The sequence below is a fragment of the Micromonospora sp. NPDC051543 genome, from assembly GCF_044454415.1.
GTDB lineage: Bacteria > Actinomycetota > Actinomycetes > Mycobacteriales > Micromonosporaceae > Micromonospora.
In genome coordinates this window covers 321,039-337,123 of the sequence record NZ_JBITDT010000009.1, presented here as the reverse complement: position 1 = coordinate 337,123, position 16,085 = coordinate 321,039, and the positions used below count along the sequence as shown (strand labels likewise).

Sequence of the window (16,085 nt, the reverse complement as noted above, 5' to 3'; positions counted from 1 at the left end):
CCATCGACCGACGCAGCTACCAAGCCACCACCAACATCAACATCATCAGCCCCGACCCTTGACGACCACACCAAACGCCTAACTGAACGGCGTTGCATCTAGATGACTCACAGGCATCACGCTCACCAGGGTGTTGTCGCCGTCGGTCGCATGGGCGTGGCGGTCGGAACGCCGGAGTCCGTCCCAGGCCATCGAAGGACGCGCTACACCATCCTCCACCAAGATCCTTCCAAGACACGGCCTAGCGGGCCAGGCGGTCCAGCAGTTCGCCGAGCAGTGCGTGTTCGCCAGGGGTGAGGTCGCCCGGGTCGTCGCCGACCAGCGCACGCAGCGTCAGCGCGGCGCTGGCGCGAGTCGCGGGAGCGTCGGTGGGGGCCATGCGTAGGACTCCGGCCAGCGCGGCCTCGCGCACGCGTCCGGACAGCCCGAGATCCGGCTCCGGCTGACTGATCAGGGTGAGCGTGATGCCGACGTTGGCGGCCAACACCTGTTCGGCGGCATCGGCCGCCGGCACCTTGAGTCGGCTCCGGGCGGCGGTCAGCCGGTCGCGCAACGCGGCGTGCGCGGGAGCGGTGACGGCGCAGGGCTTTCCCGGCTCTGCGCGGCCGTAGAGCAGCCCGTAGAACGACGGGTGCTCCAGCCCGAACCGCACGTGTCTGTCCCAGCCCTCGCGCAGGTCGTTCAGCGGGTCGCCAGAGTTCTCGACCGCCGTGTACTGGGTGAAGCCGTGGCTCGCCACGGCGTCGATCAGGCCCTGCTTGCTGCCGAAGTGGTGGTACAGCGTCGGGGCCTGCACCCCGGCGCGATCGCACACCGACCTCGTGGACACCGTGCCGCCGCTCTCCAGTAGTTCCGCCGCGGCGAGCAGGAGTCGATCTCGTGCATTCTGCATGGTTGCTACATTAGCTCATGTAGCGCTACATTGCGCTCTATAGCGAAAGGAGAAGTCCATGAGGACTTGGTTCATCACGGGTGGGACGCCCGGCGGGTTCGGCCACGTCTATGCCGAGGCTGCCCTGGAGCAGGGCGATCAGGTGGTGGTGACCGCGCGTCGGCCCGCTGAGCTGCGGGAGTGGGCTGAGTCGTACGGCGACCGTGTGCTGGTCCTCCCGCTCGACGTCACCGATGCCGACCAGGTGCGTGCGGCGGTCAAGACGGCCGAGGACCGGTTCGGCGGGATCGACGTGCTCGTGAACAGCGCGGGCCGTGGCTGGTACGGCTCGATCGAGGGTGCCCCCGACGAGACGATCCGCCGCACGTTCGACCTCAACCTGTTCGCCGTGGTCGAGGTGGTGCGCGCGGTCCTGCCCGGTATGCGGGCACGCGGCAGCGGCTGGATCGTCAACATGTCGTCGGTGGCGGGCCTCGTCGGCGCGCTGGGGTTCGGCTACTACGCGGCGGCGAAGTTCGCGGTCGAAGGACTGTCGGAGACACTGCGCCAGGAAGTTGAGCCGTTCGGCGTGCGCGTGCTCGTCGTGGAGCCGGGAGCGTTCCGCACCAAGGCCTTCGCCTACTTCCAGAACGAGGACGTCAACGAGGTCGTCGACGCCTACGTACCGATGGTCGAGGGCGTTCGGGCGGCGTTCGTGGACCACAACGGCAAGCAGGCGGGAGACCCCGTTCGTGGAGTGCAGGCCGTGATCAGCGCGTTGAACGCACCCGTCCCGCCGAACCGGATCGTGCTGGGCAACTCTGGCTACGACGCCGTTGTCGCGATGCACGAGAACGCACTCGCGGAGCTGCGCGCGAACGAGAAGCTCTCCCGCGGAGCGGACTTCTGAGCCTGTCGCACACCAGCACGCGCCCGCGTCCTGGCATCCGAGAAGACTGGAGAGAGAAAATGAGCGAGATCACTCTGCCCAAGGCCGTCGATCACTTCATCACGGCGACCAACGCGCACGACGCGAACGAGCTGGCCGCGGTCTTCGGCGACGGGGCCGCCGTGCGCGATGACGGGCAGACCTGGGCCGGCGAGGCCGAGATCCGCGAGTGGATCCAGGGGCACCTGATCAACCCCAGGGTCGTGCTCACGCCGACCTCGTTCGCCCACGGCCGGCTGGTGGCCTCCGGGGACGGTGACTTCCCGGGCGGGCCCCTGTCCTTCGCCCTCGTGTTCGACATCAAGGACGACCAGATCACCGGCCTCGCGATCGAGCCCGTCTGATTCGTCACCGGCCGGAACTGCCGGAGGGCGGTTCCGGCCGGTGACCAGGTAACGGGCAGTCAAGGGCACCAGCAAGGCGCCCCTGGCCGAAAGCGCGGTTGGCCGCTCTACTCGCTGGGGGCGTTGGCGGGCCGGCGACGGGCGGCGTCGTCGGCGATGATCACGGTGGCCACCATCAGCGCGACGCAGACGCTGAACAGCCACGAGTCGTCGGAGACGAGCCGGGCCGACACCGGCGCCTGGAGCGCGGCGAGCAGGAAGCCGAGCCAGGCGATGCGGCGCTGACGCGTGGAGAGGATTCCAGAGCCTTGATGCATCCCGAAATTCTTACGCGAACACGCGGGTTTGCCGTCCCCCGATCGGCCGATTCTGACTGAGCTGTCCGCTTTCTCGACCATCCGGACATCACTTCTTGTCGCGGCGGGCGGGCTGCCACCTCCGCCGGTAGGGTGCGCTGCGGCAGGATGCTGTCCCATGTCCAACTCGCCCCCGCCACCCCGCGCCGCGCTGCTCCTGCTGGCCTACCTCGCGTTCGTCAGCCTCGGCCTGCCGGACGGCCTGCTCGGCGTCGGCTGGCCGTCGATCCGGGCGGACTTCGGCGTCCCGACCGAGGCCGTCGGGTTGCTGCTCACCGCGGGCACCGTCGGCTACCTCACCTCCAGCGTGCTGGCCGGGTTCACGCTGGCCCGCATCGGCGTGGGCGCGCTGCTCGCCGCCAGCACCCTGCTCGCCAGCCTGGCGCTGACCGGATACGCCCTGAGCCCCGGGCTGGCGGTGATCGCGGGCTGCGCGCTGCTGCTCGGGCTGGGCTCCGGCGCTGTCGACTCCGGGCTCAACGCGTACGCCGCCGGCGCGTTCGGTCCGCGCCACATGAACTGGCTGCACGCCTTCTTCGGCCTGGGCATGGCGATCGGTCCACTGATCATGACAGCGGCGCTGAGCGCAGGGCTCGCCTGGCGGTGGGGGTACGGCATCGTGGCCGCCGCCCAGCTCGCCCTCGCCACGGCTTTCGCGCTGACCGTACGCGCGTGGCGACGCCGCGATCCCACTCCCGGGGCCAGGGCGGAAACGTCCGACACCGCTGCGCCGGTCCGGGTGCCGGTCCTGGCCACGCTGCGGCTGCCGGTCGTCTGGTCGGGGACACTGGCGTTCGCGCTGTACGTGGCCATCGAGGTGTCCGCCGGGCTGTGGGCGTTCCTGCTGCTCACCCAGGGGCGCGGCCTGAGCGACGCGGTGGCGGGCGGCTGCGTCTCCGCGTACTGGGGGAGTCTCTTCCTCGGCCGGGTGGTGCAGGGGGTGGTGGCCGAACGGCTCGGGCCCCGGTTGGTGTTGCGGGTGAGCCTGGCCGGCATGGCCGTCGGCGCGGCGCTGATCGCCGTACCCGGCTCGGCCGTGCTGACCGTGCTCGGCCTGGTCGTGCTCGGTTTCGCCGCCGCACCGGTTTTTCCGCTGCTCACCCTCACCACCGCCGAGCGGGTCGGCGCGGTGCACGCGGACCGCGCAATCGGGTTGCAGATCGGCGCCGCCGGTCTGGGCGCGGCGCTCGTTCCGGCGGGCCTCGGCGTGCTGATCAGCAACGTGTCGGTACAGGCGCTCGGCCCGGCTCTGGTGGTGCTCGCCCTGGCGCTGATCGTGCTCTACGAGCTGGGCACCCGCCGGCCGTCCGACGACGCCGGACGGACCGGGCCGCCCGGCGTGGACTATCCGTTGTCCGGTCCGGTACGACCGGTCGTGGACGGACGGTAGGCGCGCTCCGGGTCGGTCGGCTCCCGCCCCGGCGCCTCGCCGCCCCGGTCGACCGCCGCCGCGCCATGCCCGAAGGCGGCCTCCTCGCCGGCGTCGTTGCCGGTCACGTCGTCGGCCTGCCCGTCGATGCTGGAACCCGCCACGGCGCGCTCCAACTCCTCCAGCGGCAACCGCTCCTCATCACGCCACACCCTGTCGTCCGTCATGCCATCAGCGGTACCCGGGCGCGATGATCGCAAACAGGTGCTCCACGGCCCGGAACACGACGATGGCCGCCGGGAGCCCGGCGGCCATCGTCGATCGCGTACGCCCGATCACGGCTGCGGGCGGTCCACCGTGCCACGCCAGGCGCCGGTCTCCTGACCGCGCCGCTCGATGAACGTCTTGAACCGCTCCAGGTCGCCCTTGGCGCGGCGGTCGACGATGCCCAGCTTGTCGCCAGCCTGCTCGACCACACCGTGCGGCTCGAACTCGAGCTGGAGGGTGACCCGGGTCTTGCTCTCGTCCAGGCGGTGGAAGGTCACCACACCGGCCTGCTGGGTGCCGCCGGTCGAACGCCACGCGACCCGCTCGTCGGGAAGCTGCTCGGTGATCTCGGCGTCGAACTCGCGCTTGACACCGGCGATGTCCACCGTCCAGTGCGTCATCGTCTCGGAGAGCTGCCGGACCTCCTGCACGCCCTCCATGAACTGGGGGAAATCCTCGAACTGCGTCCACTGGTCGTACGCGGTCCGCACGGGTACGGAAACCTCGACGTGTTCGGTAACGCCACTCATCGGTCAATCCTCCTTCGGCCGCTGTCTGTCGGATCGGGGGCGATCACTACCAGCGGGTTGTCTCGTTCTTGTTGCCGAGCGCGGCCCACACCTCGGAGACCGTCTGGTACTCGGTGCCCTCGGGCAGCCGTTCCAGCGCCGCCACGACGTCGTCGGGCGCCTCGTTCTCCCGCGCGCTGGCGATGAGCACCAGCCGGTCGCCGGGCAGCGCGCTCATCGAGATGAACCGGCCGAGCCGGCTGCGCTGCTCCACGTCGGTGGAACTCATGCCCTGCGGGGTGCCGGTGCGCAGGTCGCCCGCCGGGGCCGTGGTGGCCTCCGGCTGGTCCTCACCGGCCGGCTCGGGCACCCGGGATTCATCGACCCGTGAGCCGCCGGTGCCCGGCCCCTGCACGAGGCCGCTGACCTCCTGGCTCATCTGCTCGTCGATCCTCGGTCCGTGCTTGCTGTTGCCACGCTCCATGTCTTCTGCGCTACCCGGCACCTCGTCCGGTAAACCGGCACCGGGTCGCGAACCGGCCCTCGGGCCGGACATCCGGTCGATTTCAGTCCTCGGCCGGCTTGCGCGGCGGCAGCACCGGATCGCCCGCGTCCTTCTCGCCCGCCTGCAACTGCCGGCCGCGCTGCACCTCGGCGTTGATCTGCACGCCGAGCATCAGGGCGCTGTTGGACAGGTAGAGCCAGACCAGGAACGCGATGGCCGCGCCCAGGCTGCCGTAGGTCGTCTTGTAGGTGGCGAAGTTCGCGACGTAGAAGCCGAAACCGAAGGACACCACCGCCCAGGAGAGCAGGGCCACAAAGCCGCCGGGGGTGAGCCAGCGGAAGCGCGGTTGGCGCACGTTCGGGGCGATCCAGAACAGCAGGGACAGCAGCACCATCATCACCAGGGCGAGCACCGGCCACTTCGCGACGCTCCACACCGTTCGCGCCAGACCACCGGCGTTGATCAGGTCGCCGACCGCGTCGGTGACCGGGCCGCTGACGATCAGGGCGAGCGCGACCACCGCGAGCAGCACCAGCGTCACGGCGGCCAGGCCGATCTGCAGCGGCCGCAGCCGCCAGACCGGTCTACCCTCGGTCACCCCGTAGATGGCGTTGGAGGCGCGGGTGAACGCGCCGATGAAGCCCGACGCGGACCACAGCGCGCCGAGCAGGCCGAAGCTCAGCAGCACCTTGGCGTTGCTCTGCTGGACGACCACCGAGCGGATCACCCCGACCACGCCGCCGTCGTCGTCGGCCACCACCGAACCGGCGCCCACCTGCTTGGCCAGGTCGACAACCGTGTCGAGGGTCCGCTCGCCCGACGAGACCAGCCCGACCAGGGCCACCACCACGATGGCGGACGGAAAGAGCGCCAGCACCCCGTAGTAGGTGAGCGCGGCGGCCCAGTCCGAACAGTTGTCGTTCACGAAGTTCTGCACACTGCGGACCAGCACCCCACGCCACGTCCGCCAGCTCAGTTGCCGGATCCGCCGGGGAACCCCCGAACCGGTGAGTGTCGTACCGGGATCCGTGGTCGTCATGCCCGCTCCCTGTGCCCCGGCCACCGGATGACCGGTCGTCCGGTCTGGCCTGGACCGGCCGGTACCCAGGGCGGGAAAGCGACAAACCCGCTCGACGGCCCGCCGACGCCGCCAGGGTTTGCCGCCGCGCTCGCAGGGAACGGACACAGTGACTCTGTCGATGCTTCAGGAGGACGAGATGCCCGCGCGCGAGGACATGCCCAGCACGCTGCGACGCTCCTCGGACAAGGCGCAGCGCACCTGGGCCAAGACGCACGACTCGGCGGTGGAGACCTACGGCGAGGGCGAGCGGTCGCACCGTACCGCCTTCGCCGCCGTGAAGCACCAGTTCGAGAAGGTGGGCGACCACTGGGAGCCCAAGGGTCGTAAGGGCCCGAGCGACCGCCAGGCCGCCGGTGGAGGCCCCGAGCGGCGTGCCCCCACCGCCGGTGGGGTGGACGCCAACGCCAGCAAGGACCACCTGATGTCGGTGGCCCGCAAGCTGGACGTACCGGGCCGGTCCAGCATGACCAAGTCGGAGCTGGTCACGGCCATCGAGAAGGCCAACGACCGGGCGACCCGCAAGGCTCACGGCGACTGACCCACGCGCGGCGTGGCACGGGGCGGAAGCGCCACCCCTGCGTCCGCCCCGTGCCGCTCACCACCGCTCCGCTCACCGGTGACCGCTCACCACCGCCCGCCGCCGGGCGCCTCGATGTGCACCGCCTTCGTGGCGGTGAACTCGTCCAGCAGCTCCGGGCCGTACCCGAAGCCCTGCCCGCTGGCCCGGCGCGGATGCGCGGCTCCGCCCGGCGCCCCGCCGAACACCGCGTTGACCTTCACGGTGCCCACCGGCAGCTCCCGCCAGGCCCGCTGCGCGTGGCTCATCGACGCGGTCAGCACCGTGGCCGCCAGCCCGTACGGGGAGTCCGCCGCACAGGTCAGCGCCTCGTCGAACGAGTCGACCACCACCACCGGGGCGACCGGCCCGAACGTCTCCTCGCGCACCAACGCCATGTCGTGCCGGCAGTCGGCGACCACGGTGGCCGGGTAGTACGCGCCCGGTCCGTCCGGCAGCTCCCCGCCGGTGCGTACCCGCGCGCCGGCCGCCACCGCCGCCGTCACCTGCCCGTGCACGTGGTCGCGGTGCCGCCGGTCGACGAGCGGGCCCAGGTCGGTGCCCGGGTCGCGCCCCGGCCCGACCCGCAACGCGTCGGCCCTGCGCACCAGCGCCGCCACGAAGTCGTCGGCCAGGTCGCGGTGCACGTAGATCCGCTCCACCGCGACGCAGATCTGCCCGGCGTTGGCGAACGCGCCGAGCGCGGCCTGTTGCGCCGCCCATTCGGGGTCGACACCCGCGTCGACGACGAGCGGGTCGCTGCCCCCGTTCTCCAGCAGCACCTTCGCGCCGGTGCCGGCAGCGGCGGCGGCGATCTTCCGCCCGGTGGCGGTGGCGCCGACGTGCGCGATCACGTCCACGTCCTGCGCCGCCAGCGCCGCCCCGACCTCCGGGCCGCCGGTGAGCAGGGACAGCACGCCCGCGGGCAGGGCCCCGTCCAGGGCCCGGGCCAGCAGCCAACCCGTCGCGGGCGTCCGCTCGCTCGGCTTGTAGAGCACCACGTTGCCGGTGACCAGGGCCGCGCCGAGCAGCCCGCACGACACCGCCACCGGGTCGTTCCAGGGGGTGATCGCGGCGACCACACCGCGCGGCTGCGGGGTCATGAAGTCCACCGCGTCGGTTGCGCCGTGCAACGTCCGTCCGCCGCGCAGCGGCGCGAGTTCCGCGTACTGTCGCAGGGTGCCGATGCCCGCCTCGACGCCGCCGCGGGCGTCCGCGAGTGGCTTGCCCATCTCGGCGGTGACCGCCGCCGCCAGCTCGTCGGCGAGCGCCGCGACCGCGTCCGCGGCCCGGTGCAGGGTCGCCGCCCGCTCGGCCGGGGCGGTCGCCGCCCATTCGTCGGCCGCCTCGCGTGCCGCCTGGGCCGCCTTGCCGACCTCGTCGGCCGTGGCGACCGGCGCCGAGGTGACCGGTTCGCCGTCCGCCGGATCACACACGACCAGCTCGCCGCCGGACCCGCCCGCGCCCCACACCCCGCCCACCAGCTGCGCAACCGTGTACATGCGGCGCTGGATGCCCGGGTCCCGGCGAGACAAACGCGTTTCGCCCGGTTGCGCCCCGGGTAGGCGGGTCGGATGACTACCACCGGCGCCGAGAGCGCGGACGCCGTCGTCATCGGCGCCGGGCACAACGGCCTGGTCGCGGCGAACCTGCTGGCCGACGCCGGGTGGGACGTGGTCGTGCTGGAAGCGACCGCCGTACCCGGCGGCGCCGTCCAGTCGGCCGAGGTCACCGCGCCGGGCTATCTGAGCGACCTCTACAGCTCGTTCTACCCCCTCGGGTACGCCTCGCCGGTGCTCGACGGCCTCGACCTCGGCCGCCACGGGTTGTCCTGGCGGCACGCCCCGGACGTGCTGGCGCACCTGCTGCCCGACGGACGGGCCGCGGTGATCAACCGGGACCCGGACGCCACGGCCGCCTCGCTGGAACAGTTCGCCCCCGGCGACGGAAAGCGCTGGCTGAACGCGTACACGGACTGGCTCGAGGTGGCCGAGCCGATGCTGACCACGATCACCACGCCGTTCCCGCCGGTACGCGGCGGACTGGGTCTGCTGCGCCGGCTGCGGGTCGCCGGGGCGCTGCGGCTGGCCCGCCGACTCGTGGTGCCGGTCCGCAAACTCGGCGACGAGCTGTTCGACGGCGAGGGAGGCCCGGCGCTGCTCGCCGGATGCGCCCTGCACACCGACCTGTCCCCCGAGGAGGCCGGATCCGGCGTGTACGGCTGGCTCCTGGCCATGCTCGGCCAGCAGGTCGGCTGGCCGGTGCCCGACGGCGGCGCGCGGCGGATCACCGATGCGCTGGTGGACCGCCTCGCCGAACGCGGCGGCCGCATCCTGTACGGCGCGCGCGTCGACCGGGTGCTCACGGCGCGCGGCCGGGCGATGGGCGTACGCACCGAGGGCGGCACGCTGTGGCGGGCCCGGCGGGCGGTCCTCGCCGACGTGCCGGCGCCGGCGCTCTACCTCGACCTCGTCGGTGCGGCGGTCCTGCCGTCGCGGCTCGTCGAGGACCTGGCGCACTTCCGGTGGGACGGCTCGACGCTGAAGGTGGACTGGGCGCTCTCCGCCGGAGTCCCGTGGACCAACCGGGCGATCGCCGGCGCCGGCACGGTGCACCTCGGCGCGGACCTCGACGGGCTGACCCGCTACGCCGGCGAGCTGGCCCGGGGTGAGCTGCCCCGGGACCCGTTCCTGCTGGTCGGGCAGATGTCGGTGGCCGACCCCAGCCACTCGCCGCCGGGCACCGAGTCGCTCTGGTCGTACACCCACCTGCCGTTCCGGCGGAACTGGCGGAGCGAGGACATCGCCGAACACGTGCAGCGCATGGAGGACGTGCTCGAAGCGGCGGCCCCGGGTTTCCGGCAGCTCATCGTGGGCCGGCACGTGGCCGGACCGGCCGACCTGGAGAAGGGCGACCCGAGCCTGGTCGGTGGCGCGCTGGGCGGGGGCACCGCCGCCGCGTACCAACAGTTGTTCCTGCGCCCGATCCCTGGCCTGGGCCGTGCGGACACTCCGGTGGACCGGCTCTTTCTGGCCAGTTCGTCGGCACATCCGGGCGGTGGGGTGCACGGCGCGCCGGGCGCGAACGCGGCCCGCGCGGCGCTGGCCCGCGACCGCGCCCTGACCGGCACCGCCTACGCGGCGACCATCGCCGCGGCCCACCGGAGCATCTACCCGCCGACCTGAACCGTCGGCCAGGAGATTCGCGCCGCGAACCTCCTGACCGACGAGGTGCGATCAGGAGGTGATGTTGCGGTGCTTGCTGCGCAGGCGGAACGGCATCAGCGCGCTCTCGACCTTGGTCGCGGTGGTCATCTTGGAGACGCCGTCACGCCGCTCCTCGAAGCGGATCGGGACCTCCAGGATGGTGTGCCCCAGCTTGGTGGCCAGGTAGTGCATCTCCACCTGGAAGCTGTAGCCGTTGGACTGCACCCGGTGCAGGCCGATGTCCTTGAGCGCGTCGGCCCGCCAGATCTTGAAGCCGGCGGTCAGGTCGCGGATGCGCACCCGCAGCAGCGTGTGCACGTAGAGGTTCGCCCAGCCGCTGAGCGCGCGGCGGTACAGCGGCCAGTTCTCGTCCAGCTCGCCGCCCGGCACGTACCGGGAACCGATCACCACGCCCGCCTGGGTGGAGAGCAGCGCGCCCAGCATCCCGGGCAGCGCCTCCGGCGGGTGCGACAGGTCGGCGTCCATCTGCGCCACGAACTCCGCCCCGCCCTCGAGCGCCCGGGTCATCCCGTCGACGTACGCCCGACCCAGGCCCTCCTTGCCGGCCCGGTGCATCACCTCGATCCGCTCCGGGTACTCGATGGCCAGCTTGTCGGCCACCTCCCCGGTGCCGTCGGGGGAGTTGTCGTCGGCGACGAGGATGCGCAGTCCCGGCAGCGGCAGCGCGAGCAGCCGCTCGACCAGCGCCGGCAGGTTGCCCGCCTCGTTGTAGGTGGGCACGACGACTGTCAGGTGTACGTCTCGCCACGGCGACGGCAGCTGGACGGGCTCGATCATGTCGGACATCCTCGGTTTGCGGACACGGCTACCCCAGAGGGTAGCCAGTTGCCCGACCCGGATTGAAAAGGCTCCCCGTGGGTCCGGCCGCCCGCAGGTGGCAGCGCGCTCAGCGCGGGCGGCGGCGCACCACCGTCCGCGTCACTGCGGGCCCTTCTGCCGGGTGGCGATGTCGGAGAGCCGGGCCAACGTCTCCCGGTTACGCAGGTGCAGCACGAGATCGTTGGCCTTGTTGCGGACCCAGCGCAGCGGACCGGCCGCGAAGTCCTCACCGATGCGGACACGGGTGGCGCCCCCGTCGACCGGTTCCAGGCTGAACGCCACGATCGCCTCCCCGGCCGGCCACAGCCCGGCGCGCAGCACCAGCCGGTGCGGCGGCTCGCACACCAGCACCGTCGAGGCGTCCTCCAACGAGAACGGCCACGGCCCGGCCCGGTGGTGCAGTTGGCTGCCCACCCGGGGCCAGGCGTCGTCCACGTCGCGTACGTGCGCCGTACCGACCACCCAGTCGCTGTACGTCCACCCGTCGGCCAGCACGTCGAACACCTGCTGCGGGGGAGCGTCGATCACTTTCTCCACTATCGCCACTGAACTCCCATACCCCTGCGGTGACGGAGGCTAACGAGCCGTCGGGTTAGCTTCTTCCGGGCGGCGGGTAAGGCCGACCGGGGCACCGCCGGTGGCGTTGGCCCACGGCGCCGACGACGACGTTTACTCCTTCGGGCGCCGGGAACCCGCCGGCTGTGCGACAGGACCAGGAGGATCCGTATCAGCGCAGGTCAGCCCGGGTGTACGCCGGTGCTGGCCGGGTTGGTCGCGGGCCTGCCGCACCGCACGGTGGCGTCCTGTACGACGCGGTGCTGCTCGACCGCGACGGCACCCTGATCGAGGACGTGCCGTACAACGGCGACCCGGAGAAGGTACGCCCGCTGCCGGGCGTCCGCGCGGCGCTGGACCGACTGCGGGCCGCCGGTCTGCGCCTCGCGGTGGTGACCAACCAGTCCGGCCTGGCCCGGGGCTACTTCGACGAGGAGCAGATGCGGGCGGTGCACGCCCGCGTCGAGGAGCTGCTGGGCGGCTTCGACGCCTGGCTGGTCTGCCCGCACGACGACGCCGACGGCTGCGACTGCCGCAAGCCGTCGCCCGGCCTGGTGCACGCCGCCGCCCGGGAGTTGGGCACGAGCGCGTCGCGCTGCGTACTGGTGGGCGACATCGGCCGGGACGTGGGCGCGGCGCTGGCCGCCGGTGCGGCCGGGGTGCTGGTGCCCACGCCGGTGACCCGCCCGGAGGAGATCGCCGCCGCCGGCTGGGTGGCGCCGGACCTGCCGTCCGCGGTCGACGAGATCCTGCGCCGCCAGCGGGCCGTGCAGCCCGCGCGAGACGCCGACGGAGTGGGCACCGCTCTGGTGGTGCGCTCGGACTCGGCCGGGGACGTGCTCGTCACCGGGCCGGCGATCCGGGCCGTCGCGGCCGGCGCGCGACGGGTGGTGCTGCTCTGCGGACCACGTGGGCGGGCCGCCGCCGAGCTGCTGCCCGGCGTCGACGAGATCATCGAACACCCGCTGCCGTGGATCGATCCCGCGCCGACGCCCGTCGACCCGGACGACATGCGACGCCTGACCGCCCGGCTCGCCGCCGTCGGCGCGGACGAGGCGGTGGTGTTCACCTCGTTCCACCAGTCCGCCCTACCGCTGGCGTTGCTGCTGCGGATGGCCGGGATCACCCGGATCGCCGCGATCAGCGACGACTACCCGGGCGCGCTGGTGGACATCCGCCACCGGGTGCCGGCGGGTGTCCCCGAACCCGAGCGGGCGCTCTCCCTCGCCGCCGCGGCCGGCCACCGCCTGCCGGCCGGCGACGAACCCGTGCTGCGGCTCCGCGACGGCGCCGTGGCGTCCCGCCCGGCCGCCGTCGGCGACCCCGGCTACGTGGTGCTGCACCCGGGCTCGGCCGCGTCGAGCCGGGCCTGCCCGACCGAGCTGGCCGCCCGCATCGCCGGGGCGCTCAGCGCGGCCGGGCATCGCGTGCTGGTCACCGGCGGGCCCGACGAGCGGACGGTGACCGCCCGGGTCGCGGCGGCGGGCGGCACCGACCTGGGTGGTACGACCGACCTGGCCGGACTGGCCGCGCTCGTCGCCGACGCCGCCGCCGTGGTGGTCGGCAACACCGGACCCGCCCACCTGGCCGCGGCCGCCGGCGTACCGGTGGTGAGCCTCTTCGCGCCGACCGTCCCTTTCGGGCAGTGGGGTCCCTACCGGGTGCCCACCGTCCGGCTCGGCGACGCGGGCGCGCCCTGCCGCGACACCCGGGCGGCGAGCTGCCCGGTCCCCGGCCATCCGTGCCTGAGCGGCGTCGACCCGGCCGAGGTGGTCGAGGCGGTACGGACCCTGACCGTCAGCGGTGGTGGCGTCCGATGAACATCCTGCTCTGGCACGTGCACGGCTCCTGGACGACGTCCTTCGTGCACGGCGGTCACCGCTACCTGATCCCCACCACGCCCGACCGGGGTCCGTACGGCCTCGGTCGGGCGCGGACGTACCCGTGGCCGGACAGCGCCGTCGAGGTGGCCCCCGACGACCTGCCGGACGCCGACGTCGACGTGGTCGTCCTGCAACGCCCCGAGGAGATCGACCTGGCCGAGCAGTGGCTGGGCCGGCGTCCGGGTCGCGACCTGCCCGCCATCTACGTGGAGCACAACACGCCCAAGGGCGACGTCCCGCACACCCGGCACCCGATGGCCGACCGGGACGACCTGCTCGTCGCCCACGTCACCGGGTTCAACCAGATCTTCTGGGACACCGGCGCGACCCGCACCGGCGTCGTCGACCACGGCATCGTCGCGCCGGCCGTGTCGTACACGGGTGAGCTGGACCGGCTCGCCGTCGTGATCAACGAGCCGGTGCGGCGGGGACGGGTCACCGGCACCGACCTGCTGCCCCAGTTCGCCGAGATCGCGCCCCTGGACGTGTTCGGCATGGGCGTCGCGGGCCTCGCCGACCACCTCGGACTGCCCGCCGACCGGCTCACCAGCCACGACGACGTCCCACAGGACCGGATGCACGCCGAACTGGCCCGCCGGCGGGCGTACCTGCACCTGTGCCGCTGGACCAGCCTGGGACTCAGCCTCATCGAGGCGATGGCGATCGGCATGCCGGTCGTCGCGCTCGCCACCACCGAGGCGATCACCGCCGTGCCCCCGGAGGCGGGGGCCCTCGCCACCCGGATGGACGTCCTGCTCGACGCCGCCCGCCGGTTCATCGCCGAGCCGGCGGCCGCACGCCAGGCCGGCGTGGCGGCCCAGGCCGCCGCGCGCGACAGGTACGGCCTCGACCGTTTCCTCGCTGACTGGGACCGGCTGCTGGAGGAGGAAGTATGCGGATCGCGATGATCTCGGAGCACGCCAGCCCGCTCGCCATCCTCGGAGGGGAGGACGCCGGCGGCCAGAACACGCACGTGGCCGAGTTGTCCGCCGCGCTCGCCGCCGCCGGGCACGACGTACGGGTCTACACCCGCCGCGACGCCCTCGACCTGCCGGTGACCGTCCGCGCCCCGGACGGGTACGACGTGGTGCACGTGCCCGCCGGCCCGGCCGAGCCGGTCGCGAAGGACGCGCTGCTGCCGCACATGCGCGAGTTCAGCCGGTGGCTCGTCGAGCGGTGGCGGGGCGGGGACTGGACGCCCGAGGTGATCCACGCGCACTTCTGGATGAGTGGCCTCGCCGCGCTGACCGCCGGCCGGCAGGCCGGTGTGCCGGTGGTGCAGACGTACCACGCGCTGGGCACGGTCAAGCGCCGCCACCAGGGCGTGCAGGACACCAGCCCGGCCCGCCGCATCGCCTACGAGCGGGAGCTGGGCCGCTCGGTGGACCGGGTGGTCGCCCAGTGCCGCGACGAGGTCGGCGAGCTGGTCCGGATGGGGGTGCCCCGGAACCGCATGACGGTCGTGCCCTCCGGCGTCAACCTCGCCTCGTTCGCCCCGCTCGGGCCGGCCGCCGACCGGGAGCCGGGCCGCGCCCGGATCCTCACCGTGGGCCGGCTGGTCGAGCGAAAGGGCTTCCAGACGGTCGTCCGCGCGATGGCGCTGGTGCCCGACGCGGAGTGCGTCGTGGTCGGCGGCCCGCCCGAGGGGCTGCTGGAGACCGACCCGTACGCCCGGCGGCTGCGGGCCCTCGCCGAGTCGTGCGGGGTCGCCGACCGGGTGCACCTGGTCGGCGCGGTGCCCCGCGAGGAGATGGGCCGCTGGTACCGGTCCGCGGACCTGCTGGTCGCCGCACCCTGGTACGAGCCGTTCGGCCTGACGCCGCTGGAGGCGATGGCGTGCGGCGTGCCGGTCGTCGGCACCGCCGTGGGCGGCATCCGCGACACCGTCGTCGACGGTACGACCGGTGACCTCGTGCCGGCCCGCGACCCCAACGCCCTCGCCGCCGCGATCCGGGGACTGCTCGACGACCGGATCCGCCGCTTCCGGTACGCCACGGCGGCCCGCGAGCGGGCCCGGTCGCGCTACTCGTGGCAGGCCACCGCCGAACGCCTCGCCGAGGTCTACAACGAGGTCGCCGCCGTACGCCGGCCGACCCGGGTGGTGGCCTGATGCCGGCGGTCAGCCCGCTCGACACACACCTGACCAACCTCGCCGCGGCACTGGAGCCGTACCGCCGGTGTGAACCGCAGTTGGCGCGCTGGGGTGCCCACCTGGCACACCGGCTGGCCGGCGGCGGACGACTGCTCGTCGCCGGCAACGGCGGCAGCGCCGCCGAGGCCCAGCACCTCACCGCCGAGCTGGTGGGCAAGCTGCACGACGACCGCCAGCCCCTGTCGGCGATCGCCCTGCACGCCGAGACCAGCGCGGTGACCGCCATCGCCAACGACTACGGCTACGCCGACGTCTACGCCCGTCAGGTCCGCGCCCACGGCCGACCCGGCGACGTGCTGCTGCTGCTGAGCACCAGCGGCGTCAGCGGCAACCTGCTCAGTGCGGCGCACGCGGCGCGCGACGCCGGGCTCACCTCCTGGGCGCTGACCGGGCCCGCTCCCAACCCCCTCGCGGACGCCTGCGACGAGGTGCTCGCCGTGTCGTCGGCCGACACCCAGGTCGTCCAGGAGCTGCACCTCGTCACCAGTCACCTGATCTGCGAGTACCTCGAGAAGGAGTTGCCCGCGGCGCTGGCCGCCGCCGTACCGGCGTCGGCCGGGCGGCTCGCGCCCGAGCCGGTACGCACCGGGGTCGAGGTGGTGCTCGACGGCCCGACCGCCCAGCAGATCGACGCGTGAGCAT

At 73.1% G+C, this 16,085-nt stretch carries 18 protein-coding genes; 9 read left to right on the top strand and 9 right to left on the bottom strand.

Translation table 11 applies throughout. The features are described from left to right. Positions 1-241: 241 nt before the first annotated feature. Positions 242-892, bottom strand: coding sequence for a TetR/AcrR family transcriptional regulator (locus ACIA3K_RS18955; RefSeq protein WP_396802513.1), 651 nt, complete (start codon positions 890-892; stop codon positions 242-244). Positions 893-950: 58 nt separating this feature from the next. On the opposite strand from ACIA3K_RS18955, the gene ACIA3K_RS18950 reads away from it, so the two are divergent. Further along, positions 951-1,781, top strand: coding sequence for an SDR family NAD(P)-dependent oxidoreductase (locus tag ACIA3K_RS18950; RefSeq protein ID WP_396802512.1), 831 nt, complete (start codon positions 951-953; stop codon positions 1,779-1,781). Positions 1,782-1,840: 59 nt separating this feature from the next. Beyond that, on the top strand, positions 1,841-2,164 hold the full coding sequence (locus ACIA3K_RS18945; protein WP_396802511.1) for a nuclear transport factor 2 family protein: 324 nt from the start codon (positions 1,841-1,843) through the stop codon (positions 2,162-2,164). A 107-nt stretch (positions 2,165-2,271) separates the two neighbouring features. On the opposite strand, the gene ACIA3K_RS18940 is transcribed toward ACIA3K_RS18945, so the two are convergent. Continuing rightward, positions 2,272-2,481 carry a hypothetical protein gene (locus ACIA3K_RS18940; RefSeq protein WP_357119743.1) on the bottom strand — a complete coding sequence of 70 codons (210 nt, stop codon included), beginning with the start codon at positions 2,479-2,481 and terminating at the stop codon, positions 2,272-2,274. 157 nt (positions 2,482-2,638) lie between these two features. Between ACIA3K_RS18940 and ACIA3K_RS18935 the strand changes: the two genes are divergently transcribed. Beyond that, entirely contained in the window at positions 2,639-3,910 is a 1,272-nt protein-coding gene (locus ACIA3K_RS18935; RefSeq protein ID WP_396802509.1) for an MFS transporter, read from the top strand. Here the strand turns inward: ACIA3K_RS18935 and ACIA3K_RS18930 are convergent. The 4 genes from ACIA3K_RS18930 to ACIA3K_RS18915 form a co-directional block, all read right to left on the bottom strand. Beyond that, positions 3,865-4,116 (bottom strand): hypothetical protein, encoded by a 252-nt coding sequence (locus ACIA3K_RS18930; RefSeq protein WP_396802507.1) that lies wholly within the window; start codon positions 4,114-4,116, stop codon positions 3,865-3,867. The genes ACIA3K_RS18935 and ACIA3K_RS18930 overlap by 46 nt on opposite strands. A gap of 108 nt (positions 4,117-4,224) precedes the next feature. Next, positions 4,225-4,686 (bottom strand): SRPBCC family protein, encoded by a 462-nt coding sequence (locus tag ACIA3K_RS18925; protein ID WP_396802505.1) that lies wholly within the window; start codon positions 4,684-4,686, stop codon positions 4,225-4,227. A 46-nt stretch (positions 4,687-4,732) separates the two neighbouring features. Continuing rightward, positions 4,733-5,149: a DUF2795 domain-containing protein gene (locus ACIA3K_RS18920; protein ID WP_396802504.1), complete on the bottom strand. Its 417-nt coding sequence runs from the start codon at positions 5,147-5,149 to the stop codon at positions 4,733-4,735. Between the two features lie 82 nt (positions 5,150-5,231). Beyond that, complete coding sequence (locus tag ACIA3K_RS18915; RefSeq protein WP_396802503.1) at positions 5,232-6,209, bottom strand: YihY/virulence factor BrkB family protein; 978 nt, start codon at positions 6,207-6,209, stop codon at positions 5,232-5,234. A 178-nt stretch (positions 6,210-6,387) separates the two neighbouring features. On the opposite strand from ACIA3K_RS18915, the gene ACIA3K_RS18910 reads away from it, so the two are divergent. Next, on the top strand, positions 6,388-6,789 hold the full coding sequence (locus ACIA3K_RS18910) for a ChaB family protein (protein ID WP_396802501.1): 402 nt from the start codon (positions 6,388-6,390) through the stop codon (positions 6,787-6,789). 86 nt (positions 6,790-6,875) lie between these two features. Here the strand turns inward: ACIA3K_RS18910 and ACIA3K_RS18905 are convergent, their stop codons facing one another. Continuing rightward, positions 6,876-8,309 (bottom strand): aldehyde dehydrogenase family protein, encoded by a 1,434-nt coding sequence (locus tag ACIA3K_RS18905; protein WP_396802500.1) that lies wholly within the window; start codon positions 8,307-8,309, stop codon positions 6,876-6,878. Positions 8,310-8,381: 72 nt separating this feature from the next. On the opposite strand from ACIA3K_RS18905, the gene ACIA3K_RS18900 reads away from it, so the two are divergent. Beyond that, the gene (locus ACIA3K_RS18900) at positions 8,382-9,992 is read left to right on the top strand and encodes a phytoene desaturase family protein (protein ID WP_396802499.1); all 1,611 of its coding nucleotides are present in this window, start codon (positions 8,382-8,384) and stop codon (positions 9,990-9,992) included. A 51-nt stretch (positions 9,993-10,043) separates the two neighbouring features. Here ACIA3K_RS18900 and ACIA3K_RS18895 read toward each other — a convergent pair whose 3' ends face one another. Next, positions 10,044-10,811, bottom strand: a complete 768-nt coding sequence (locus tag ACIA3K_RS18895) for a polyprenol monophosphomannose synthase (RefSeq protein WP_396802498.1) — start codon at positions 10,809-10,811, stop codon at positions 10,044-10,046. Positions 10,812-10,952: 141 nt separating this feature from the next. Then, positions 10,953-11,399, bottom strand: coding sequence for an SRPBCC family protein (locus ACIA3K_RS18890; protein WP_396802497.1), 447 nt, complete (start codon positions 11,397-11,399; stop codon positions 10,953-10,955). Between the two features lie 155 nt (positions 11,400-11,554). Between ACIA3K_RS18890 and ACIA3K_RS18885 the strand changes: the two genes are divergently transcribed. From ACIA3K_RS18885 to ACIA3K_RS18870, 4 genes are read left to right on the top strand one after another with little or no spacing between them, the layout of a single operon-like run. After that, a complete protein-coding gene (locus ACIA3K_RS18885; RefSeq protein WP_396802495.1) occupies positions 11,555-13,228 on the top strand; it encodes an HAD-IIIA family hydrolase in 1,674 nt (557 codons plus the stop codon). Then, entirely contained in the window at positions 13,225-14,199 is a 975-nt protein-coding gene (locus ACIA3K_RS18880; RefSeq protein ID WP_396802494.1) for a glycosyltransferase, read from the top strand. The genes ACIA3K_RS18885 and ACIA3K_RS18880 overlap by 4 nt, the downstream gene beginning before the upstream one ends. Further along, a complete protein-coding gene (locus ACIA3K_RS18875; RefSeq protein WP_396802492.1) occupies positions 14,184-15,401 on the top strand; it encodes a glycosyltransferase in 1,218 nt (405 codons plus the stop codon). The genes ACIA3K_RS18880 and ACIA3K_RS18875 overlap by 16 nt, the downstream gene beginning before the upstream one ends. Then, positions 15,398-16,081, top strand: a complete 684-nt coding sequence (locus tag ACIA3K_RS18870) for an SIS domain-containing protein (protein WP_396802529.1) — start codon at positions 15,398-15,400, stop codon at positions 16,079-16,081. Before ACIA3K_RS18875 ends, ACIA3K_RS18870 begins: the two co-directional genes overlap by 4 nt. Positions 16,082-16,085: the final 4 nt, after the last annotated feature.

What these genes read in the sequence shown, in the direction of transcription:
- ACIA3K_RS18955 (WP_396802513.1), bottom strand. Translation starts at nt 892, where the DNA reads ATGCAGAATGCACGAGATCGACTCCTGCTCGCCGCGGCGGAACTACTG.
- ACIA3K_RS18950 (WP_396802512.1), top strand. Translation starts at nt 951, where the DNA reads ATGAGGACTTGGTTCATCACGGGTGGGACGCCCGGCGGGTTCGGCCAC.
- ACIA3K_RS18915 (WP_396802503.1), bottom strand. Translation starts at nt 6,209, where the DNA reads ATGACGACCACGGATCCCGGTACGACACTCACCGGTTCGGGGGTTCCC.
- ACIA3K_RS18910 (WP_396802501.1), top strand. Translation starts at nt 6,388, where the DNA reads ATGCCCGCGCGCGAGGACATGCCCAGCACGCTGCGACGCTCCTCGGAC.
- ACIA3K_RS18920 (WP_396802504.1), bottom strand. Translation starts at nt 5,149, where the DNA reads ATGGAGCGTGGCAACAGCAAGCACGGACCGAGGATCGACGAGCAGATG.
- ACIA3K_RS18900 (WP_396802499.1), top strand. Translation starts at nt 8,382, where the DNA reads ATGACTACCACCGGCGCCGAGAGCGCGGACGCCGTCGTCATCGGCGCC.
- ACIA3K_RS18935 (WP_396802509.1), top strand. Translation starts at nt 2,639, where the DNA reads ATGTCCAACTCGCCCCCGCCACCCCGCGCCGCGCTGCTCCTGCTGGCC.
- ACIA3K_RS18930 (WP_396802507.1), bottom strand. Translation starts at nt 4,116, where the DNA reads ATGACGGACGACAGGGTGTGGCGTGATGAGGAGCGGTTGCCGCTGGAG.
- ACIA3K_RS18945 (WP_396802511.1), top strand. Translation starts at nt 1,841, where the DNA reads ATGAGCGAGATCACTCTGCCCAAGGCCGTCGATCACTTCATCACGGCG.
- ACIA3K_RS18905 (WP_396802500.1), bottom strand. Translation starts at nt 8,309, where the DNA reads ATGTACACGGTTGCGCAGCTGGTGGGCGGGGTGTGGGGCGCGGGCGGG.
- ACIA3K_RS18925 (WP_396802505.1), bottom strand. Translation starts at nt 4,686, where the DNA reads ATGAGTGGCGTTACCGAACACGTCGAGGTTTCCGTACCCGTGCGGACC.
- ACIA3K_RS18940 (WP_357119743.1), bottom strand. Translation starts at nt 2,481, where the DNA reads ATGCATCAAGGCTCTGGAATCCTCTCCACGCGTCAGCGCCGCATCGCC.
- ACIA3K_RS18880 (WP_396802494.1), top strand. Translation starts at nt 13,225, where the DNA reads ATGAACATCCTGCTCTGGCACGTGCACGGCTCCTGGACGACGTCCTTC.
- ACIA3K_RS18875 (WP_396802492.1), top strand. Translation starts at nt 14,184, where the DNA reads ATGCGGATCGCGATGATCTCGGAGCACGCCAGCCCGCTCGCCATCCTC.
- ACIA3K_RS18895 (WP_396802498.1), bottom strand. Translation starts at nt 10,811, where the DNA reads ATGATCGAGCCCGTCCAGCTGCCGTCGCCGTGGCGAGACGTACACCTG.